The organism is Streptomyces sp. URMC 123, from assembly GCF_051386515.1.
GTDB lineage: Bacteria > Actinomycetota > Actinomycetes > Streptomycetales > Streptomycetaceae > Streptomyces.
Window position 1 is genome coordinate 1 of the sequence record NZ_JBPQTV010000097.1, and the last position, 20,503, is coordinate 20,503.

Annotated in this window: 19 protein-coding genes and 1 tRNA gene; 13 read left to right on the plus strand and 7 right to left on the minus strand. The window is 74.7% G+C overall.

Going from position 1 to position 20,503, the window contains the following annotated elements; all coding sequences use genetic code 11:
* Positions 1-429: 429 nt before the first annotated feature.
* The 3 genes from ACSNOD_RS14100 to ACSNOD_RS14110 all read left to right on the plus strand — a co-directional run bounded on the left by ACSNOD_RS14100 (position 430) and on the right by ACSNOD_RS14110 (position 2,558).
* Positions 430-1,683 (plus strand): helix-turn-helix domain-containing protein, encoded by a 1,254-nt coding sequence (locus tag ACSNOD_RS14100; RefSeq protein WP_436767246.1) that lies wholly within the window; start codon positions 430-432, stop codon positions 1,681-1,683.
* Between the two features lie 85 nt (positions 1,684-1,768).
* Positions 1,769-2,368, plus strand: coding sequence for an oligoribonuclease (gene orn, locus ACSNOD_RS14105; RefSeq protein WP_436767247.1), 600 nt, complete (start codon positions 1,769-1,771; stop codon positions 2,366-2,368).
* Between the two features lie 117 nt (positions 2,369-2,485).
* Positions 2,486-2,558, plus strand: a tRNA-His gene (locus tag ACSNOD_RS14110).
* 87 nt (positions 2,559-2,645) lie between these two features.
* On the opposite strand, the gene ACSNOD_RS14115 is transcribed toward ACSNOD_RS14110, so the two are convergent.
* The 3 genes from ACSNOD_RS14115 to ACSNOD_RS14125 all read right to left on the minus strand — a co-directional run bounded on the left by ACSNOD_RS14115 (position 2,646) and on the right by ACSNOD_RS14125 (position 6,076).
* Positions 2,646-3,674 carry a LacI family DNA-binding transcriptional regulator gene (locus tag ACSNOD_RS14115; RefSeq protein WP_436767263.1) on the minus strand — a complete coding sequence of 343 codons (1,029 nt, stop codon included), beginning with the start codon at positions 3,672-3,674 and terminating at the stop codon, positions 2,646-2,648.
* A 312-nt stretch (positions 3,675-3,986) separates the two neighbouring features.
* The gene (locus ACSNOD_RS14120) at positions 3,987-5,390 is read right to left on the minus strand and encodes an ATP-binding protein (protein WP_436767248.1); all 1,404 of its coding nucleotides are present in this window, start codon (positions 5,388-5,390) and stop codon (positions 3,987-3,989) included.
* Positions 5,387-6,076, minus strand: coding sequence for a response regulator transcription factor (locus ACSNOD_RS14125; RefSeq protein WP_436767249.1), 690 nt, complete (start codon positions 6,074-6,076; stop codon positions 5,387-5,389). Before ACSNOD_RS14125 ends, ACSNOD_RS14120 begins: the two co-directional genes overlap by 4 nt.
* A gap of 130 nt (positions 6,077-6,206) precedes the next feature.
* Here ACSNOD_RS14125 and ACSNOD_RS14130 point away from each other — a divergent pair, with 130 nt between their 5' ends.
* Positions 6,207-6,794 carry a hypothetical protein gene (locus tag ACSNOD_RS14130; RefSeq protein ID WP_436767250.1) on the plus strand — a complete coding sequence of 196 codons (588 nt, stop codon included), beginning with the start codon at positions 6,207-6,209 and terminating at the stop codon, positions 6,792-6,794.
* A gap of 85 nt (positions 6,795-6,879) precedes the next feature.
* Here ACSNOD_RS14130 and ACSNOD_RS14135 read toward each other — a convergent pair whose 3' ends face one another.
* Both ACSNOD_RS14135 and ACSNOD_RS14140 read right to left on the minus strand, forming a co-directional pair.
* Positions 6,880-7,764: a spermidine synthase gene (locus ACSNOD_RS14135; protein WP_436767251.1), complete on the minus strand. Its 885-nt coding sequence runs from the start codon at positions 7,762-7,764 to the stop codon at positions 6,880-6,882.
* A gap of 52 nt (positions 7,765-7,816) precedes the next feature.
* Entirely contained in the window at positions 7,817-8,296 is a 480-nt protein-coding gene (locus ACSNOD_RS14140; RefSeq protein WP_436767252.1) for a hypothetical protein, read from the minus strand.
* Between the two features lie 320 nt (positions 8,297-8,616).
* Between ACSNOD_RS14140 and ACSNOD_RS14145 the strand changes: the two genes are divergently transcribed.
* Entirely contained in the window at positions 8,617-10,083 is a 1,467-nt protein-coding gene (locus ACSNOD_RS14145; protein ID WP_436767253.1) for a hypothetical protein, read from the plus strand.
* Positions 10,084-10,137: 54 nt separating this feature from the next.
* Here the strand turns inward: ACSNOD_RS14145 and ACSNOD_RS14150 are convergent, their stop codons facing one another.
* The gene (locus ACSNOD_RS14150) at positions 10,138-10,746 is read right to left on the minus strand and encodes a histidine phosphatase family protein (RefSeq protein ID WP_436767254.1); all 609 of its coding nucleotides are present in this window, start codon (positions 10,744-10,746) and stop codon (positions 10,138-10,140) included.
* A 267-nt stretch (positions 10,747-11,013) separates the two neighbouring features.
* On the opposite strand from ACSNOD_RS14150, the gene ACSNOD_RS14155 reads away from it, so the two are divergent.
* From ACSNOD_RS14155 to ACSNOD_RS14170, 4 genes are read left to right on the plus strand one after another with little or no spacing between them, the layout of a single operon-like run.
* Complete coding sequence (locus ACSNOD_RS14155) at positions 11,014-11,994, plus strand: phosphatase PAP2 family protein (RefSeq protein WP_436767255.1); 981 nt, start codon at positions 11,014-11,016, stop codon at positions 11,992-11,994.
* On the plus strand, positions 11,891-13,201 hold the full coding sequence (locus ACSNOD_RS14160; RefSeq protein ID WP_436767256.1) for a hypothetical protein: 1,311 nt from the start codon (positions 11,891-11,893) through the stop codon (positions 13,199-13,201). The genes ACSNOD_RS14155 and ACSNOD_RS14160 overlap by 104 nt, the downstream gene beginning before the upstream one ends.
* Positions 13,192-14,889, plus strand: coding sequence for a hypothetical protein (locus ACSNOD_RS14165; protein ID WP_436767257.1), 1,698 nt, complete (start codon positions 13,192-13,194; stop codon positions 14,887-14,889). The genes ACSNOD_RS14160 and ACSNOD_RS14165 overlap by 10 nt, the downstream gene beginning before the upstream one ends.
* Positions 14,890-14,917: 28 nt before the next feature.
* Positions 14,918-16,279: an AAA family ATPase gene (locus tag ACSNOD_RS14170; protein ID WP_436767258.1), complete on the plus strand. Its 1,362-nt coding sequence runs from the start codon at positions 14,918-14,920 to the stop codon at positions 16,277-16,279.
* Positions 16,280-16,372: 93 nt separating this feature from the next.
* On the opposite strand, the gene ACSNOD_RS14175 is transcribed toward ACSNOD_RS14170, so the two are convergent.
* Entirely contained in the window at positions 16,373-17,476 is a 1,104-nt protein-coding gene (locus tag ACSNOD_RS14175) for a helix-turn-helix domain-containing protein (RefSeq protein WP_436767259.1), read from the minus strand.
* A 223-nt stretch (positions 17,477-17,699) separates the two neighbouring features.
* On the opposite strand from ACSNOD_RS14175, the gene ACSNOD_RS14180 reads away from it, so the two are divergent.
* The 4 genes from ACSNOD_RS14180 to ACSNOD_RS14195 all read left to right on the plus strand — a co-directional run bounded on the left by ACSNOD_RS14180 (position 17,700) and on the right by ACSNOD_RS14195 (position 20,501).
* On the plus strand, positions 17,700-18,212 hold the full coding sequence (locus ACSNOD_RS14180; protein ID WP_436767260.1) for a hypothetical protein: 513 nt from the start codon (positions 17,700-17,702) through the stop codon (positions 18,210-18,212).
* Between the two features lie 73 nt (positions 18,213-18,285).
* The gene (locus ACSNOD_RS14185; RefSeq protein WP_436767261.1) at positions 18,286-18,954 is read left to right on the plus strand and encodes a class I SAM-dependent DNA methyltransferase; all 669 of its coding nucleotides are present in this window, start codon (positions 18,286-18,288) and stop codon (positions 18,952-18,954) included.
* 224 nt (positions 18,955-19,178) lie between these two features.
* Positions 19,179-19,526, plus strand: coding sequence for a hypothetical protein (locus tag ACSNOD_RS14190; RefSeq protein WP_436767262.1), 348 nt, complete (start codon positions 19,179-19,181; stop codon positions 19,524-19,526).
* Positions 19,527-19,859: 333 nt separating this feature from the next.
* Entirely contained in the window at positions 19,860-20,501 is a 642-nt protein-coding gene (locus ACSNOD_RS14195; RefSeq protein WP_436767264.1) for a hypothetical protein, read from the plus strand.
* Positions 20,502-20,503: the final 2 nt, after the last annotated feature.

Genomic DNA, 20,503 nt, shown 5'->3' on the forward strand with positions numbered 1-20,503 from the left:
GCTCAAAGGCGCCCCGACCGGGCGCCCGGGGCGCCTTTGAGCCGCGTATCCCGTACCCCCGCGGCCCCCCGAGCGCCGGGCCGATGCTTTTCGGCCAACTTCGTACGAGGGTGCCCCCCTTGGCGAAACCCCTCTTCAACGCGTGCTTCACCTGGCATGAAAGGATCACCGGGGGTGTGCGCACCCTACGTTGACGGGCCACGCGCGACAGGCGTACTTCCCAGCGGGGCCGTCGAGTGCGACGCTTCGTGATCGAATGCTTCACGCCAAGTTGTCATGTCGACATAGCGGTGGGTGGTGAACTGGTCACAGCGACCACATAGGACACAGTAGATTCGATCTTGGCCATTCACGGCGGGGGACTTGTGCAGGACCGAGGGGAAACGTGCAGGACCGAGAGGACGCGACCACCGAGGGGGGCTTAGTGCCATGAGCCAGGACTCCACGACGGTACCGGAGGCCGCGCGGAAGCTGTCCGGGCGCCGCCGCCGGGAGATCGTCGCAGTGCTGCTCTTCAGCGGCGGCCCCATCTTCGAGAGCTCCATCCCGCTGTCCGTGTTCGGCATCGACCGCCAGGACGCCGGGGTCCCCCGCTACCGCTTGCTGGTATGCGCGGGCGAGGACGCTCCGTTGCGCACGACCGGGGGGCTGGAACTCACCGCACCGTACGGCTTGGAGGCGCTCGCCCGAGCCGGCACCGTTGTCGTACCGGCGTGGCGGTCGATCACCTCACCGCCGCCGGTGGAGGCGCTCGACGCGCTGCGTCGCGCGCACGAGGAGGGGGCGAGGATCGTCGGGCTGTGCACCGGGGCATTCGTCCTGGCCGCGGCCGGCCTGCTGGACGGCCGGCCCGCCACCACGCACTGGATGTACGCGCCGACGCTCGCCAAGCGCTATCCGTCGGTCCATGTGGACCCGCGGGAGCTGTTCGTGGACGACGGGGACGTGCTCACCTCCGCCGGGACCGCCGCGGGCATCGACCTGTGCCTGCACATCGTGCGCTCCGACCACGGCGCCGACGCGGCGAACGCCCTGGCCCGGCGGCTGGTCGTGCCGCCGCGCCGCAGCGGTGGGCAGGAGCGCTACCTCGACCGGTCTTTACCGGAGGAGATCGGCGCCGACCCGCTGGCCGAGGTCGTCGCCTGGGCCCTGGAGCATCTGCACGAACAGTTCGACGTGGAGACGCTCGCCGCCCGCGCCTACATGAGCCGCCGGACCTTCGACCGGCGGTTCCGGTCGCTCACGGGGAGCGCTCCCCTCCAGTGGCTGATCACCCAGCGCGTGCTCCAGGCCCAGCGGCTGCTGGAGACCTCCGACTACTCCGTGGACGAGGTCGCCGGGCGCTGCGGCTTCCGCTCGCCGGTGGCCCTGCGCGGACACTTCCGGCGCCAGCTGGGGTCGTCGCCGGCGGCCTACCGCGCCGCCTACCGGGCGCGTCGCCCGCAGAGCGCCCAGAGCGCGGAGCGGGCGGAGCGCGCGGAGATCGGCGAGCAGCGCGGGGGCCCGGGCGAGCCCGTCCCGCCGCCCGTGCCGCTGCGGCGGCCGGGGGTGGCGGCGGTGTCGATGTCCGACCCCGGCAAGCCGGAGTCCGACGCCTACGCCTCGCGCACCCCGGAGGCCTCCATAGGGCGGCTGCCGGGCCGGCCGACGCTGCCCGGGCAGCGCGACCGCCCGGTGGGCTGAGGGCCCGTTCCGACAGGCCGGGCGGGGCGCCGCGGCGGATTCGGCGGCGGCCCGCCGGCCCGGACGGCCCCGTAGGCTGAGACGCATGAACGATCGCATGGTGTGGATCGACTGCGAGATGACCGGCCTATCGCTGTCGAACGACGCGCTCATCGAGGTGGCCGCCCTGGTCACCGACTCCGAGCTGAACATCCTCGGCGAGGGGGTGGACATCGTCATCCGTCCCCCCGCCGAGGCCCTCGCCTCCATGCCCGAGGTGGTGCGCGAGATGCACACCGCCTCCGGGCTGCTGGCCGAGCTGGACGGCGGCACGACGCTGGAGGACGCCGAGCAGCGGGTGCTGGCGTACATCCGGGAGCACGTGCCCGAGCGCGGCAAGGCCCCGCTGTGCGGCAACTCCGTCGGCACCGACCGCGGCTTCCTGCTGCGCGACATGCCGGACCTGGAGAGCTACCTCCACTACCGGATCGTCGATGTGTCGTCCGTGAAGGAGCTGGCCCGGCGCTGGTACCCACGGGCGTACTTCAACAGTCCGGAGAAGAACGGCAACCACCGGGCGCTCGCCGACATCCGCGAGTCCATCACCGAGCTGCGCTACTACCGCGAGGCGGTCTTCGTCCCGCAGCCCGGACCCGACTCCGACACGGCCAAGGCGATCGCCGCGAAGTTCGCGCGGCAGCCGTAGGAGCCATCCGAAGGACGCTCCCGCCGACACTCGTCACGTACGCGTAACGGCGGGAGCGAGCACCCTCCCGAACCCTGTACACTCTTTCTCGGCCGGTAAGAAAAAACGCCGGTCGCGGTGGGTATAGCTCAGCTGGTAGAGCACCTGGTTGTGGTCCAGGATGTCGCGGGTTCGAGTCCCGTTACTCACCCTGATGGATCAAGGCCCTGACCTGTAGCAAGGTCAGGGCCTTGATCTTTTCCCGCGTTTGGGGGCGTACGGCGGTGTGACCGCCGTCTCATGACGACTGCCGGACCACCAGTTCCGTCGGCAGGATCAGCTGGGCCCGCTCCCCGCGGCCGCCGGCGATCCGCTCCAGCAGCAGCCGGGCCATCGCCCGGCCCATCTCCTCGGTCGGCTGGCGCACGCTGGTGAGCGGCGGGTCCGTGTGACGGGCGACGGGCGAGTCGTCGAAGCCCACCAGCGCCACGTTCCCCGGCACCGAGCGGCCGTGCTCCCGGAGCACCCGGCGGGCGCCCGCGGCCATCACATCGGAGGCCGCGAAGACGGCGTCGAGCGCCGGGCGGGCGGCCAGCAGCCGGCGCATCGCCCTGCGGCCGCCCTCCTCCGTGAAGTCGGCGTGCGCGATCAGCGCCTCGTCGACCGGGCGGCCGGCGTCCCGCAGCCCCTCGCGGTACCCCCGGAGGCGGCACTGGGCGGCGTACATGTCGAGCGGGCCGGTGATGGTGGCCACCGCGCGGCGGCCGCGGCCGAGGAGATGGGCCACCGCCGCGCGGGCGCCCCCCACATTGTCCGAATCCACGTGCGCGACCGACTCCCGCGCGTCCCTGCGCCCCGCCAGCACCGCGGGCATCTCGATCCGCTCCAGCAGATCGGGCAGCGGATCGTCGGCGTGCACCGAGACCAGCAGCACTCCGTCCACGCGGTGCGCGCTCAGATACTGGCCGAGCCGCTGGCGCTCGCGGGCGTCGCGCACCAGGGTCAGCAGCAACTGCAGGTCGGTGTCGGCGAGTTCGCTGCAGACACCGCGGATGATGTCGGAGAAGTACGGCTCCGAGAAGAGCCGGGTCTCGGGCTCGGGGATGACGAGCGCCACCGCGTCGGTGCGGTTGGCGGCCAGCGCGCGGGCGGCCCGGTTGGGGACGTACCCCAGCGCGGCCACGGCCTCCTCCACGGCGGCCCGGGTCCGCGGGCTGACCTTCGGCGAGCCGTTGATCACCCGGGAGACGGTGCCCCGCCCGACGCCCGCCCGGGCGGCGACCTCCTCCAGCGTGGGCCTGCCGCTGCGCCGTTCGACCGCCGCCATGTCCGCCTCCCGCACAGCCACGAGCCACCACCGGGCGTTTCCTTGCCCATTCAACATCAACGGGTGGTGGCGCCGGGGGCCCACGGGCCGGCCGGCGGCGCCCGGAGCGGACGGAGGGCGCTCGGTCGTGCCTTCGCCCTCCCCGGGCGGGGCGCGCCCCGGCCGACGTGGGGGGAAGCAACGGCCGGGGCGCGCGGGAGGGGGCGGTGGGGCGCCCGTGGAGCACGCTAGCGACGCCGAACCGGACGAATGCCCCGATCGCCCGGCGAGCCCGCGTTCTTATGGCAGGTTTAAGGTGCCGATCGGCGGCGGTTAATCCGGCGGTCGACGGCCGCGCCCGCGCCGCACCACGCGGTGGCCCCGCCGGCCGCCCGCGGGCCGCCGCCCGCCGAGCGCCAGCCACACCCGTACCTCGGTGCCGCCGAGCACGGAGCGGCCGAGCCGGACGTCGCCGCCGGTGGACTCCGCGACCCGGCGCACGATGTCCAGCCCCAGGCCCGTGGAGCCGGGCCGGCCGTCGCCGATGCCCCGGCGCAGCGCGGCGGCCGGGTCGGCGATGCCCGGGCCCGCGTCGGAGACCAGGACGATCACCGCGTCCTCGGCGTTGTGCACGTCCACCGCGAAGGCGGTGCCCTCGGGGGTGTGGCGGAAGACGTTGCCGAGCATCGCGTCGAGCGCGGCGGCCAGTTCGCTCCGGGCCACCGGCACCCGCGCGGGCCGGTCGACGCCCGCCAGGCGCACCGTACGGTCCTCGTCCTCGGCGAGCGCGGACCAGAAGTCCATGCGCTCGCGGATCACCTCGGAGGCGTCGCAGCCCACCGCGGCGGCCGGGTGCCCCGGGTGCGGCCGCTGTTCGCGCGCGGTGCGGATGATCCGGTCGACCTCGCCCTCCAGTTGGGCGACGGCGGCGCGGGTCTGTTCGGCGGCCGGTCCGTCGCCGAGCGAGGCAGCGTTGAGGCGCAGGACGGTCAGCGGGGTGCGCAGCCGGTGGGAGAGGTCGGCGGCCAGCTCGCGTTCCGCGGCCAGGAGCCGGACGACCTGGTCCGCCATGGAGTTGAACGCCAGGGCCGCCGCCTTGAGCTCGGCGGGCCCCCGCACCCGCACCCGCACGCCCAGCCGGCCCTCGCCCAGGTCGTGCGCGGCGGCGGCCAGTTGCTCCGCCGGCCGCACCAGCCGGGTGCCCAGCCGGTCGGCGATCGCCACCGACCCGACGACCAGGGCGAAGCCGACGCCGGTGAGCACCAGCCACGCGGTGGTGACGCCCTTGGTCACCTCCCCGTCCGGCACGAACACCTCGACCACGGCGACCTTGCCGGAGCCGACGGCGGTGGGCTGCAGCAGCGCGAAGCCGCCGGGCACGGCGGAGACGGACGCGCGCCCGAGGCGGCTGGCGGCCTCCAGGTCGGCCCGGGGGGCGCGGCGCGTGCCGAGCTCCACGACGCCCAGGGAGCCGCCGTAGCCGCGCTCCCCGGCCGCGGGCACGTGCACGGCCATCCTGCCGTCGGCGCCCGCCCTCGTACTGGCGACGGCGCGGCGCAGTTGCTCCCGGTCGGTGGTGATGGCCAGCGCCGGGCCGATGGTGGCGGCCTGCCGTTCGGCGTCGGAGAAGGCGCGGTCGCGGGCGAGTTCGCGGACGACCAGCCCCAGCGGCACGGCGAAGGCGACCACCACCATGCCGGTGACGGCCAGCGCCACCTTCACCAGCGCCCACCTCATGAAGGGGCTTCGAGCTTGACGCCGACCCCCCGGAGCGTATGGAGGTAGCGCGGCCGCGCGGCCGTCTCGCCGAGTTTCCTGCGCAGCCAGGAGAGATGGACGTCGATGGTCTGGTCGTCGCCGTACGTCTGCCGCCAGACCTCGGCCAGCAGCTCCTTGCGGGACACCACGACGCCCGGCCGGCCCGCGAGGAAGGCCAGCAGGTCGAACTCGCGCCGGGTGAGGTCGAGTCGGGCGCCGTCCAGCTCCGCCTGGCGGCGCAGCGGGTCGATCGTCAGGCCGCCGACGCGCAGCGCCCCGGTGGGCGGGCCGTCGGCCGCGGCGGCGCGGGAGCGGCGCAGTACGGCGGCGATCCGCGCGGACAGGTGCTCCACGGAGAAGGGCTTGACCAGGTAGTCGTCGGCGCCGTCGTTGAGCAGGCGGACGATCTCCGCCTCGTCGTCCCGCGCGGTCGCGATGATCACCGGTACGTCGGTGATCCCGCGGAGCATCTTGAGCGCCTCCCCGCCGTCGAGATCGGGCAGTCCGAGATCGAGGATCACCACGTCGAAGCCCATCTGGGCCACCTCGCGCAGCGCTTCCAGGGCGGTTCCGACACTCCGTACGGCGTGGGACGCCTCGGTCAAATGCCGGATGAGGGCGGACCGTACGAACTGGTCGTCCTCGACGACGAGCACTTGTGCCATGGCCCGCACCGTACGCCATTCGGGGGCGGGCCGCCGTCGGTGGCCGACAGGCCCGCCCGACCTCGTGGCCGCGGAACGGACTCCCGCCGAACGGGCGCGACCGGTGAGGCGCGTGGGGCAGTATGTGCCGATGCAGTCGACCTCCCTCCGGCGAGGACTCGCGCTCGCCGCCGCGTGGTCGCTCGCCACCGGCGCGGCCACCGCGCTCTCGTGGTGGGGCGTCCACACCGTGCTCGCGGGCACGGCGTACGACCCGCCGTCCGTGCTCGCCGGGGAGGCCACGGGCGTCTCCCCGTCCCCGGGCGGGGCGAGCGGGGCGCCACCGGCGCCGGGGTCGTCGGCGGGCCGGAGCCCGGGGCCGTCCGGGCAGCCGGGCCAGGGGCGGCCCTCCGGCGCGCCGGGGAGCCCGGAGGCCCCGCGGAGCCCGGACGCGCACTCCCCGGCGCCACCGTCCGGCGCCCCGGCCTCGCCCTCGACCCGCTCCTCCACCGCGGCGGGGGCCGTGCGGAACTACACCGTGCCGGGCGGGCGGGTGGTGTTCGACCTGGGAGCCGCCTCGGCGGGCCTGGTCTCGGCGACGCCGGACGCGGGCTGGCGGATGCAGGTGTGGACCCAACCGCAGTGGATACGGGTGGACTTCACGCTGGGCGAGCGGACCAGCTCGGTCTTCTGCACGTGGAACGGGCACCCGCCGCAGGTCGAAACGGTGCCGGGCTGAGACCTCGTACGCCCCGGCCGGCCGACGGGGGCCGAGACCGGACATGCGGCGCGCGCACCGGGCTTTTCAGCGGGCGCCGGGCTGTTCAGCGCGCGAAGACGCCCGGCGGCGGGGCCGGGGACGCCTGGGCGCTCGCGTCGGTCACGGGCGCCGCCCCGCCGGTGAAGTCCGCGAGGGCCCGGCCGTGTTCGACCCGGGCCGGCTGCGAGTCGCCGGCGGCCCGGCGGGTCAGCTCGGCGACGGGCAGCGCGCGGTCGGAGCCCACCAGGACGGCGTTGCCGAACCGGCGCCCGCGCAGCACGGCCGGATCGGCGATCACGCACAGCTCGGGGAAGACCGTACGGGCGGTGGCGATCTGGGCGCGGAGGTGGGCGAGCGGCGGGCCGTCGGCCAGGTTGGCGGCGTAGGTCCCGCCGGGGCGCAGCACCCGCCGCGCCTCGTGGTGGAACTCCTCGCTGGTCAGATGGGCGGGCGTGCGGGCGCCCCGGAAGACGTCCGACAGGATCAGATCGGCCCAGCCCTCCGGGAGCCGGCCCAGCACCTCGCGGGCGTCGCCCGTTCTGACCCGCACCCGCCAGCCGCTCTCCAGCGGCAGCTCGCGCCGGACGAACTGGACGAGCGGGCCGTCCACCTCCACCACCTGCTGGGTGGAGCGGGGGCGGGTCGCGGCGACGTAGCGGGCGAGGGTGAGCGCCCCGCCGCCGAGGTGCACGGCCTGGATCGGGCGGCCGGCGGGCGCCGCGAGGTCCACGACGTGGCCGAGCCGGCGCTGGTACTCGAACGTCAGGCGCGTGGGGTCGTCGAGGTCCACGTGCGACTGGGGGGCGTCGTCGACGAACAGCGTCCAGGCGCGGGGCCGGTCCCGGTCGGGGACCAGTTCGGCGCGCCCGCCGTCCACGGTCTCGGCGACCACCTCGGGGGTCCGGCCGCGGCCGCCCTCGCCACCGCGCCGCCTGCCCTGTTTCGCCATGCGTCCATTATCGCCGGAGCGACCGCGGTGACCGGAGCGCCCCGAGTGCCGCTCAGCGGCAGCGGTCGGCCGCCTCGATGGTCCGCGCCGCCTCGCCCAGCGCCGCCCGCAGCACCACCGGGTCGGTGACCTCCGCCGCGTCCGCCGGCGGCACCAGCCAGCCGGTGCCGGCCACCGGCGGCTCCGCGGCCGCCGCCCGGGTGCCGCGCCCGTACGTCTGCGTACAGGCGCTGCCGGGGAGGTCCCAGGCGGCGGCCGTGCCGGGGGGCACCAGGAAGCCGAGTGTGTCGCACGCGCCGTCGTGCAGGACGGGCCCGACGCCCAGGGCCGCGGCGGGCGCCGCGGTGGCCGCCAGGCGCACCGCCCCCGACGTGCCGCGCCGCAGGATGTCCACCGCCTCCAGGCCCTGCCGGGCGGGCACCGTGACCAGGTCGCACGGTTCGGGGCCCGCCGGGGCCCCACCGAGTTCCGGAGTCGGTCGGTGCCGGGCGGTCGTGCGTGAGCCGCCCGCGTCCACGTCGGCCTCCAACAAGGAAACCCCTCCTCCACCAGAGCCGCTCGCTCGGAACGTCAGCTTTTTCAGCTCGTTCTTCTCCGCACTGCTCAACGGCAGGCGGCCGTCAATGGCTACGGCGCCACGCCGCCGCAAAGGATGGCACTTCATGGCGAATCCCGAATGAGATATCCGTTTTGTATCCAAACGCTGTGTGTCGACCCCGTCACGAACGGTACGGTCGACGACCGTCGGCCCGGCGCCGCCCGCCGCTCGCCCGGCACCGGCCCGCGCCGACAGCACGACCTCCGCCCCGTGGCACGACGGGGCGGCAGCACCGCCAGGAAGAGGGCTCGGCCATGGCGTCGTCGACAGCGTCTCCGTCAGCGTCCTCGCGGGGTCTCGCCCGCCCCGCCCCGACCCCGAACACCGCCTTCCGGCAGCTGCGCGGGCGGCTGTCCCCGGGCGAGTTCGCCGCGGCCGTCCGCCGCGCCGCGCGGGACATCGGCGAGCAGGTCTCCTGCGACGCCCGGTACATCGGCCGGGTGGAGTCGGGGGAGATCCGCTGCCCCAACTACGCCTATGAGCGGGTGTTCCGGCACATGTTTCCCGGGCACTCGCTGCTCGACATGGGCTTCTCGCCGCGCGAGAGCGTACGCGGCCGGGGAGCGCGTACGCGTGCGGGCGCGCGCGGTCACGAGTCCCGGCCCGATCCCGACCCACCGACCCACACCTACGAGGAGAGCGACGTGCTGCGTCGCGCGTTCATGACCGGCGGCTCCGCCGCCGTGGCGGCCGGCGCCCTGGGCCTGGGCGCGCCGCGGTCCGCCGCCCGGCCGCACCACCGGGCCGGGGAGAGCGAGGCCGGCGCCGTGGAGGAGGCCGTCCGCCGCATCCGGCTGCTCGACGACCGGCACGGCGCCGAGGGCCTCCACCGGCGCGCCGCCGAGCCGCTGCGGGCCGCCTACGCCCTGCTGGAGGCCGGCAGCCGGCGCCAGACCACGTCCGACCGGCTGCACTCCGGGGCCGGGGAGCTGGCCCTCTCGGTGGGCTGGCTCGCCCACGACTCCGGGCGCTTCGCCGACGCCCGCTCGCACTACGGCGAGGCCCTCGCGGCGGCCCGGGTCTGCGACGACCCGGCGCTGGAGGCGCACGCCTTCTGCAACACGTCCTTCCTGGCCCGGGACGCGGGCCGGCCCCGGGAGGCGGTGCGCGCGGCCCAGGCGGCGCGGCGCGCGGCCGAGCACCTCGGCTCCCGGCGGCTGCTCTCCCTGCTCGCGCTCCGCGAGGCCGGCGGCTGGGCCGGGCTCGGCGACCGGACCGCGTGCGAGAAGGCGCTGCTGCGCGCCCAGTCCCTGTTCGACCAGGGGCCTCGGGACGCCGACCCGGAGTGGATGAGCTTCTTCGGCGAGGCGGAGCTGGAGGGGCTGGAAGCCCAGTGCTGGTCCGCCCTCGGCGAGTGGCGGCGGGCGGCGGACCACGCGCGGCGGTCCGCCGCCCTCCAGCATCCGCACTTCGCGCGGAACACCGCGCTCTTCACGGCCGAGCTGGCGGTGAACCTGGCGCGGGGCGGGGCGCCGGAGGCCGCGGCGGAGGCGGGGAACCGGGTGCTCGACTACGGGCGGCTGGTGCAGTCGGCGCGCATCCGGGCGCTGCTGGAGGCCACGGCGGGGGCGCTGCGGCCGTACGGGCGGTCGGCGCCCGTCGCGGCGTTCCTGGCGCGGCACGGGGCGTCCGCCGGGGCGGGCCCCCGGGCGGAGGCGCCGGCCCCCGCCCCGGGCGCGGGGTCCGCGAGCGCGGTGCCGGCCGGGTCGGCGCCGCGGTGATCGGGGCGGGCCGTGCGCCTCGGCGATCGGGCCGGGCCGTACGCCTCGGTGGGCTCAGGCCGCCGGGCCCACCGCCAGGTGACCCGTCTCGTTCCAGCGCTCGATCGCGGGCTCCCCGTACGCCCAGCCCAGCACCGACAGCGACGTCGGGTCGAGCTTGATCCGCGCGCCGAAGGAGAGGTCCAGGCCCAGCCAGCGGGCGCCCAGCGTGCGCAGGATGTGGCCGTGGGCGAAGACCAGGACGTCGCGGTCGGCCGAGCGGGCCCACGCCACGACCTCGTCGGCCCGCGCCATGACCTGCTCGCGGGTCTCGCCGTCCTCGACGCCGTCGCGCCAGATCACCCAGCCCGGCCGGCGCGCGTGGATCTCCGCCGGGGTCAGGCCCTCGTACGCGCCGTAGTCCCACTCCATCAGCGCGTCCCAGGGCTCCGCGCGGTCGCCGAAGCCGGCCAGCTCGCAGGTCTCGGCGGCACGGACCAGCGGGCTGGTGCGGACCTCGGCGTCCGGCAGCCCGCCGAACGGCGGGCGCAGCAGCCGCTCACCGAGCAGCTTGGCGCCCCTGCGCCCCTCGTCCAGCAGCGGAATGTCCGTACGGCCGGTGTGCCGTCCGGACAGGGACCATTCCGTCTGGCCGTGACGGGCCAGCAGGATGCGGGGAGCCATGGGGGACCTCTCACCAGGATTTCGACGCTTTTCGGACAGATCTGAATCTGTCCGGACCATCATCCCGCACCGCTTCCCGGAGCAACCAGCCGTGAGATCTTCACGTCTTCCTGCTCGCGTGTTTCGAAGCGGGATCGAACAGAAGGCGAACGCGACGTGGCGCGCCCACCCGGCGTGAAGTCCCGGGGCGATGTCCGGCCGCTTTGGCGTACACCGTACGGTTGACCGCGCGCCCTTTGGCCGCCTGAACACTTGGAGAGCGTACGGATGCCCCCCATAGCGCCCCCTCGGCACCGCTGGTGGACCGAGCTGCCGCTGATCGCCGTGGTCTATGTCGCGTACTCGGCGGGCCGGCTGCTGGCCCGGGGGGACGTGTCGACCGCGGTCGACCACGGTCTGGCCATCCTGCGGTTCGAGCAGGCGCTGGGCATCAACGCGGAGCACCCGCTGAACCGCCTCTTCACCGAGCACCCGGCGCTCGGCATACCCGCCGACTTCGTCTACGCGTCCCTGCACTATCTGGTCACGCCGGCCGTGCTGATCTGGCTGTGGCGGCGCCGCCCGGAGCGGTACCGCGGCGCGCGCGCCTGGCTGATGGCCTCCACCATGATCGGCCTGATCGGCTTCACCCTGCTGCCCACCTGTCCGCCCCGGCTGCTGGACAGCGGCTACGGCTTCGTCGACACGATGGCGCAGTACGGCTCGTACGGCTGGTGGGGCGGTGAGGCTAGCGCGCCGCGGGGCCTGGGCGGGCTGACCAACCAGTACGCCGCCATGCCGAGCCTGCACGTCGGCTGGGCGCTGTGGTGCGGCGTGATCCTCTACCGGTTCGGCCGCACGCCGCTGACCAAGGCGCTCGGCGTGGCCTACCCGCTGATCACCACGATCGTGGTCATGGGCACGGCCAACCACTACTTCCTGGACGCGGTCGCCGGCGCCGCCGTGATGGGCGTCGGCCTGCTGGTGGCACCTCCGCTGCTGCGGCTCACCGACCGGGCGCGGGCGGCCTGGATCGGGCGGGGCGCGGGCGCGGTGCCGCGGGGCGCGGCGCAGCAGGAGACGGCGCCCCTCGCGGAGCGGCCCGTACCGCTCCGGGGCGTGGGGCACGCGCCCGTTGTCGGCGCCGGATGCGAGACTTCGGCGGGTGAACGCATCCCTCGACAGCGGCCACGGGGCGACAGCCTCGACGACGCCGTTCCGGCGGGGTCTGCCACGGCAGACGACGAGGCTCCGGCAGCGGCTCGCTGAGCTGCGCGGGCCGGCGACACCGCCGCGCCCGCTCGACGCCCGCGCGCTGGCCGCGCTGGCGGCCAACCCCGGGTGCCACCGGCGGGCGCTGCTCGACGGCGCCGGGGTGGACAAGGCGGCGCTCGCCCGGGCGCTGGGCGCGCCCGCGACCTTCGGCCAGTCGCAGTTCGCGTTCGTACGGGGCAACGCGTTCGAGGCGCGGGCCCTGGCGGATCGCGGCGCCGAGCTGATGCGGCTGCTGTGCGAGCGGACGGGCGGCGGCGCGGCCCCGCCCCCGCCCGAGGACGTGCGCGTCCCCGAGCTGACCGCCGCCGGGCCCGAGGGGCGGGCGGGCCGCACCCGCCTGGCGCTGGCCGAGGCCCGGGAGGCCGCCCGGGAGCGGGGCGCCTGGACGCTGCTGCGCCATCCGATGCTGGCGCTGGAGGTGGCGGGCTCGCCGGTGTTCCTGGAGCCGGACGCGGTGGCGGTGCGGCCGGACGGCGCCTGCGTGGTGGTGGAGATCAAGTCGTTCCCGGTCCTGGACGGCGCGGCCGACCCCGCGAAGGTGGGGGCCGCGGCGCGGCAGGCCGCGGTGTACGCGCTGGCGCTGACGGACGCGCTCGCGGAGTCCGGCCCGGACGCGGCGGTCTCGCCGACCGTGCTGCTCGTCTGCCCCAAGGACTTCTCCAACCTGCCCACCGCCGAGCTCGTCGACATCCGCAAACAGCTCGCCGTCACCCGCCGACAGCTCGCCCGGCTGACCCGCGTCGAGGACATCGCCGCCCGGCTGCCCGAGGGGTGCACGTTCGACCTGCGGCTCGCGGAGGACGGCCGGACCCCGACCCGCCCGGCCGCGGAACTGGCGGAGGCGGTGGAGTCGGTCCGGGCCGCGTACGCCCCCGAGTGCCTGTCCTCGTGCGAGCTGGCGTTCCACTGCCGGGCCAAGGCTCGGGAGGCGGGCGCGGTGACCGCGCTGGGCCGGTCCCTCCGCGGTGAGCTGGGCGGCCTGAGCACGGTGGAGGAGGTCCTCGCCGCGGCCCTCGGCGAGCGCGGCGACCCCACGGACCCGGCGATCGCCGCGCTCCGCAGAGCGGCGGCGCTACGGGAGGAGGCCCTGACGGCGGCCACCGGCCCCGCCCGGGGAGGACCGCCGGCGGGTGACACCGACCACCGGCCGGAGGGGCCGCCGGCGCGCGGCGTGGGAGGGGGCGTCGGGTCATGTCGCTGATTTCCACGCTCGCCCGGCTGGAAGCCACCCGGTACGGCCGGGCGCGGCCCCTGACGACCGTGCGCCACCGGCACCTCGCCCCGCGCCCCCTCGCGTTCGTGCCGCTCACCACCGCCGGCGAGGCCGGCGCCCCGCTCGGGGCGCTGGTGGGCACCGACCGGGCGGCGCCCCGGCTGCTGGTCGTGCCGCAGCCGCGCGACCGCGATCTGCGCTCCGCGTTCCTCGCCGAGCTGGCCGAGGTGATGCTGCCGTACATCGACGGCTTCGCCGACGACGTCGAGGCGGCGGAGCGGCAGGAGACCGACCCCGGCACCGGCCGCAGGACCCGGGTCGAGGTGGAGCTGTGCGCCGACGCGCCGCAGCTCCTCGTGCCGAACGGGCCGGGCGTGGAGTACGTACGGCTGCTGGGCCGCTCGATGCGGTTCCGCCGCACGGCCGAGCAGGACCCCGAGGCGCCGTACCCCGCGCCGGCCCGGGTGCCACTGCTGGGCCGCTGGCTGACGCACTTCGGGGAGCGGGCCCGGGTGCCCGGCTCCGCGCTGCTGCTGGCCATGACGGACCTGCTGGCCCGGCACTGGGCCACCGGGCAGAGCGCGCTGGAGGACCAGCACCTGGGCGCGCTGCTGGCGTGGATCGACGCGCCGGACGGGGAGTCGGGGGCCGCGGCGGCGCTGCGGGCGGAGCGCGAGCGCGGGCCGGACGGGCTGCTGCGGTGCCCGCCGGCCGGGCCCGCCACGGACCCGGTGTTCGACAACACGCGGCTGGCCCCGGCGATGGCACGGTACGACGCGGCCCGCGCGGCCGCCGCGGGTTCGAATGCCGGTTCGAGCGCCGGGCCGGAGACCGGTTCGGGCGCCGGGCCGGAAACCGGTTCGGCCGCCGGATCGGCCGCCGCCACCGACGCGCTCGCCCGCGCCGAGGCGGAGATCCGCGAGCTGGTGGCCTCGCAGCTGCGGCCCACCTGGGAGGCCCTGTGGCGCGGCGTGGACCTGCTGCGCGCCCTGCCGGAGGGCGCCAGGGTCGCCGAGCGCTGGACCCGCGACCGCTGGTCCTACACCGGCCACCGCGACCGGGTGCGGGTCGGCGAGCCCCCGCAGCCGCGCCGGGACGACGCGGTCACGGCCGCGCGGAAGCTGGCCGCCCGGGAGACCGCCCAGGCCCTGCTGGAAGCCCAGGAGGCGCTCGACGACCCGCTGGTGATGGCGGGCCGCCGGCTGGCCGGCGAGGCGTTCGCGGGCCGGGTCACCGCGGTGGAGATGACGTACACCGAGGCCAAGGTGCCCAGGCCGCGCCCGGTGCTCACGATCAGCACGGAGGACCGGCCGCTGCTCGCGGAGCGGGCGGAGGTGCACCGTACGGCCGGCGGCACCGCCCAGACCGCCGAGTGCGTGGCGTACGAGCCGGGCGGCGCGGACGGGCCGGGAACGGTCGTGGTGCGGATGACGAAGGGGCTGGGCCGCAGGAAGGAGCCCGAGCCCGGCACGGTGCCCGAGGTGGGCGCGTGGGTGTGCTGGACGCTCTTCGCGCACGCGCCGCGCGGCGGGCCCGAGCTGCCGGACCCCGAGCACACGCCCTGGACCCACGGCGGCCCGCCGACCGCGGCGGGCCCGGACGGCACCGTACCGACCCCGGACGGCACCGCACCCGCCGAGGCCCCCGACCCCGTCACCCCGGAGGACAGCCTGTGACCGACCCCGTCACCCCGGAGGACAGCCCGTGACCGGCGCATCCGAGGACTTCGACCCCGGCGCCGCCGCCGCGCGGGCCACCGAGGCGATCCTCCACGACACGCTGCACGGCACCCGGCGCGGCGTGGTCGTCGACTCCCCGCCGGGCGCGGGCAAGTCGACGCTCGTGGTGCGCGCCGCGCGGGAGCTGGCCGCGGCGGGCCGGCCCCTGATGGTGGTCGCACAGACCAACGCGCAGGTCGACGACCTGGTGGACCGGCTGGCGACCGCCGACCCGACGTTGCCCGTCGGCCGGCTGCACAGCAGCGACCCGCACCCGTACGACCCGGCGCTCGACCGGCACCCGGCGGTACGGGTCTCGGCGAAGGTCGCGGACCTGGCGGGGCTGGACGTCGTGGTCTCGACCGCCGCGAAGTGGGCGCACACGAAGAACGTGGAGCCCTGGCGGCACGCCATCGTGGACGAGGCGTACCAGATGCGCTCGGACGCGCTGCTGGCCGTGGCGGGCCTGTTCGAACGGGCGCTGTTCGTGGGCGACCCGGGCCAGCTCGACCCGTTCAGCGTGGTGGGCGCCGAGCAGTGGGCGGGGCTGGCGTACGACCCGTCGGCGAGCGCGGTGAGCACGCTGCTGGCGCACAACCCCGATCTGCCGCAGCACCGGCTGCCCGTGTCGTGGCGGCTGCCGGCGTCGGCCGCGCCGCTGGTGTCCCGGGCGTTCTACCCGTACACGCCGTTCCGCAGCGGCACGGACCACGGCGACCGGCGGCTCACCTTCGGCGTGCGGTCGGACGGCTCGGGGCCGGACCGGGTGCTGGACGAGGCGGCGGAGACCGGCTGGGGGCTGCTGGAGCTGCCCGCGCGGCACACCCCGCGCACGGACCCCGAGGCGGTACGGGCGGTGGCCACGGTCGTACGGCGGCTGCTGGACCGGGGCGGGGCGACGGTCAGCGAACGGGCCGCCGAGCCGCGGCCGCTGACGGCCGACCGGATCGCCGTGGGCACCGCGCACCGGGACCAGGCGGCGGCCGTCCGGGCGGCCCTCGCGGAGCTGGGCGTGGCGGGTGCGACGGGCGCGACCGGCGTGACGGTGGACACCGCCAACCGGCTCCAGGGCCGGGAGTTCGACGTGACGGTCGTCCTCCACCCGCTGTCGGGCCGCCCCGACGCCACGGAGTTCCACCTGGAGACGGGCCGCCTGTGCGTGCTGGCCTCGCGGCACCGGCACGCGTGCGTGGTGGTCTGCCGCGCGGGCGTCGCGGAGCTCCTGGACGACCACCCGGCGACGGAACCGGTGCGCCTGGGTGTCACGGTGAAGTTCCCCGACGGCTGGGAGGCGAACCACGCGGTCCTCGCCCACCTGGAGGAACACCGCGTGCCCTGGCAGCCGTGAGCGCGCCGGCGGCCGCCCCCCGCCCGTCCCGCCCCGGCGCGCGGACCGCCGTTGGCCATGCGTTGGTCACGTGTCCAACGGCAGTCCGCTGGACTACGCCCTGATCTCCTCCATGAGCATCCGCAGCGTCAGAGAGTGCTTCTCGGGCGGCAAGGCGTCCATGGCTGCCTGGGCGTATGCCGCACCCCCAGCACGGTCACCGGACCGAGCCATCATCAGACCTCGATGCAACTGCAAGTGAGTGGCGAACCGAGGCAGCGTCGGCGGTAGCTCCCGGCTCGCTTGCTCCTGGGCCGCCACGGCTCCCTTCTCGTCACCCAGACGGGCCAGCAACAGGGACCGGAACACGTTGAGGCGCCAGTGCGGCACGGCGTAGTCGGAGGTTTGTTCGTAAGACCCTGCCTTGTCGAAGATGCGCCTTCCCCGCGTATCCAGCTCAAGGGCTGTGGCATGGTCACCTCGGATGGCCGCAGCGTGCGCTTTCCCATAGATGGCGTTCAAGAGCCCCAGGGACGGCCGCTCCGAGACGGCCATGGCCTGGTCGGCGATCACATCGGCCACCGGCAGAGAAGCCCCCTCGTACCCCAGGGCGATAGCGGCTCGGCCTCGTACCCAGATTCGTGCCGACTCGTCCCCGGACTCGTCAGCAGCCTTGGCCGCCATCCGATACCAGTGCACAGCCTTGGAACCGTCCGAGCCGGGAAATGTCTTGGCGTACAAGGTCATGAGCCGCGATGCCACGGCCCAGAGGCGGGGGTTGTCGAGTTGCTGCTGCACCACGACAAGCTCCTGAGAGACGCGCCGCTGGATGTCTGCTGCCCCGAGAGACATGTAGTCCGTGCCGTAGGTGGCCAGCTTGCTCTCCCAGTCCTCCACGGACGGGCCACCCCGAAGCCGGGCTGCGAACCCTACGGACAGCAGGTCGGAGGCGACCACGGGAGCTATGGAGGCCCCCGCAACGTCGGTGAGGAAGGTCCGCCGTTCCAACTCGTTCTCCAGGACAGCTAGGGGTACGTCCAGGACTGCTGACAGTGCCCGGAGGTAGAACACTCCTGGCTCGTGCTTCGAACACTCCCAGCCGCTCACGTACTCCCGGCTGAGGGTCGTCCTGAACTGGTTGTTGATTTCCGAGGCTAAGCGCCCCTGCGACCACCCGCGCGCCGAACGTAGTTCCCGGATCAGTTCCCCGATGCCCATGGGCGCATTTTGCTCCTGCGGATGCCACCACGGCAGCCAAGTTCCGGCGTGCCGGGTGGACTTGCCACTACGAATCCCACTAGGCGGTCCCTGCTGGATACCCGACGCTCAACGAACTCACAGCAACGAAGCGAGGGCGGAGGAATCAGCCGGTCGGGTCAGCAAGTGCGGTACGGCCCGGCCACTCGGCCCAGCTGCCTTCACCATCAAAGGAGGGGAAGCAATGACTGTCGTACTGGACAGCCCCACGCGGACACAGCTCCGCGACCCGGTGGTACTCCTCAACGCGGTACGCCCGCACGTCAGGGAGTACACGTACAACGTGTTGGAAAGCCCCGGCTCGGCAGGCGTCACCATCTGGGAGCGCGAGATCAAGCTCCTGATGCGGGACAACGTCATGGTGCGTGACATGGCGGAACGCATCCTCGGGCAAGCGGTCGCCTACACCGTCACGGCCATGGAGCGCCGGGACGTGCACATCGGCGTGGGCAAGATCGTGGACATCGGTGTTCATCAGCTCATCCTCGACACGCCCGTGTACTTCGCGCTGTGCGAGGTCTACAACGGCGGCACGTACAAGCACCACGCGCCGCTGATCGAGCGCCGCAGGGACGGGCTCGTGGGCCGCACCGCCGAAGTCATCCGGGCGAACGGTTTCGCGGTGGATGAGGAACTGTGGTCCATGGATGCCACGGACTGCTCGCCCTGTGACGACAAGGTGCCGGACAGTCACTGAACCTCGCTGGAGTCCCCTGCCCCGCCCTGTGGGGCAGGGGGCCGGCCTCGACCAGGCGTAAAGGGAAACTTCGTTGGCTGCGCAGCACAACATCGACAACGAACGTGAACTTTGGGACCAGTACGCCAGCAGTAAAAGCGTGCAAGGTTCCGTGAACGACTCACCCCCGGTCTTCTGCTGGACGCAGTACCAGGGGCACGGACCGGGGCCCGAAGTGCTGGGCCGGCCAACGACCGCTCTTGAGATCGGATGCGGCACCGGACGTGCCGCCGCGTTCCTCGCCGAGCGAGGCGTCAAGGTCACGGGCGTTGATCTCTCGCCCGTCATGGTGGACAGCATCACCCAACGGTGGGGCTCGCTCGGCGCGCGGTTCGTCTGCGCGGAAGTGCTGGAGCATCTGCACGAGAACCCGGAGTCGTACGAGGCGATCTATTCGATCTTCGGGGCCGCCTGGTTCGCCGATCCCGCGCGACTCTTTCCCCTGGTGGCGCAGCGACTCACCTCCGGCGGAGTCTTCGCGTTCTCACAGCCTCCCGCCATCCCTGGGGCCTACGGACCGCAAGGCATGTACAAGGGTGGATTCGCGGGCAAGGCATTGTTCACCTACCGCTACAGCTACACCCCCAGGAAGTGGGAAGGTCTTCTGCTGCGGGCCGGATTCAAGAAGGCGGAAGTGCGGATTCTCGACGCCCCCGAGCCTGACCACATCGGGACGTTGCTCGCCCGTGCTGTGGTGAGCTGAGCCAAAACGACATGCTCAGTTCCGGCCCCCAACGGGTGCGGCGGAGTGCTCGCAGTGCCACGCCGGGTGCACCGACAGCCCCGTGAACCCGTAGCTCCGCGGTGAGCCGGCCGGCCGCCCGGCATCCTGCCGGGCTCCGCGGCACGCGGGTGGGGATTCGGGGCGTACTTGCGAGACGCGCGACAATGGAGGGTGGCCCAGGTCGTGAACGTGGAGGAGGACACATGGCGGAGTCCGAGCGGACCGAACGGCGGCTGAAACCCGCGCCGCTGATTTTCGAGCCCGCGGAGGCCGCGGCGGACCCCGAGCACTTCTTCGACCTGGAGTCCATCGAGGACCCCCGGCGGCTGCTCGCCCGCTCGACCGAGCTCACGCTCGCCTTCCGCGCGGCGGCCGACCGGGCCACCGAGTTCCAGGCGGTGGCGGCCGCGCAGCTCGCCGACCCCAAGCGGTTCGACCGCCTCACGACGGCGACGATCGCGGAGCAGGCCGGGTGGAGCGAGGACTACACCAAGAAGATGGTGGAGTTCGGGCGCGAACTGATCGAGAACGGGGGCATCACGGCGGAGTGACGCCGGCGGCGGGCCCGGGCGGCCCGCGCCCGCCCCGCTCGGGGCAGGCGGCCCGCCTCCCCGCGGCCCGGGGCCATGGCCATGAGCCCTTGGCATATGCGAGGGCGCAATGTACCCCTTCCCGCCCTCCCCTGTCCCGGTTTCCCGGAAGCCGGGAAAAGCGGGGAACGCGCCCCGGTACATGTAGGCGCCATGAGCAGATGGCAGCCGGACCAGCGCGACGCCCGCCAGCGGGTCTCCCCCGCCCGTGGCGCGGCCTCCCACCAGGACCGTTTCGATCTCGTCGGCGCCCGGGGCGGGGAACGGGACGACGACACCCTGGCGCTGCCCTCGGTGTTCGCGGCGCTCCCCAAAGCACTCCCGGACGCACTCCCTGACGCATTCGCCGGCACGCTCCCCGACTCGCTCTCCGGCTTCGCGGCGCTCTCCCGGGTCACGGAGGACGGCCTCGACTGGCTGGCGTCGGCGAGCCCCTTCCCCCGCAGCGCCCGCGCCCTGTGGGACGCCCGCCCCGGCACACCCGGGGTGCTGCCCTGCGGCACGGCGTTCGACGTCGTCAACGCCCCGCTGGTGTTCGGGCGGCGCATGGTGGACCAGTTGTGGTCGGCGGGGCCGGGCTCCGGCCCGGTCGCCCTCCACCGCGGCCGGCTCATGATCTTCACCGCGCCCGGCACCGCCCAGCGCCTGCCCGCCCTGCTGAGCTGGGAGGAGTGGGGCTCGGCCGTGCCGCCGCTGCTCTGTCACGGCAGCGGGGACGCGGTGACCGTGCCCGCGCTGGACCCGTCCGCCGACCCGGAGCGGCGCCCGGGCCCGGCCGCTCCCTCCCGCTGGCTCGTGGCCCCGGACAGCAGGCAGCCCTGGCTGCCGGGCGCGGATGTGCTCCTGTGGGCCTGCGTCCATGTGGTCCGGGCCACGTCGCCCCGCCCGCGTCGGGCCGCCCCGCCGGCCCAGGGCCCCGTACTGGCGCCGCGCTGAGC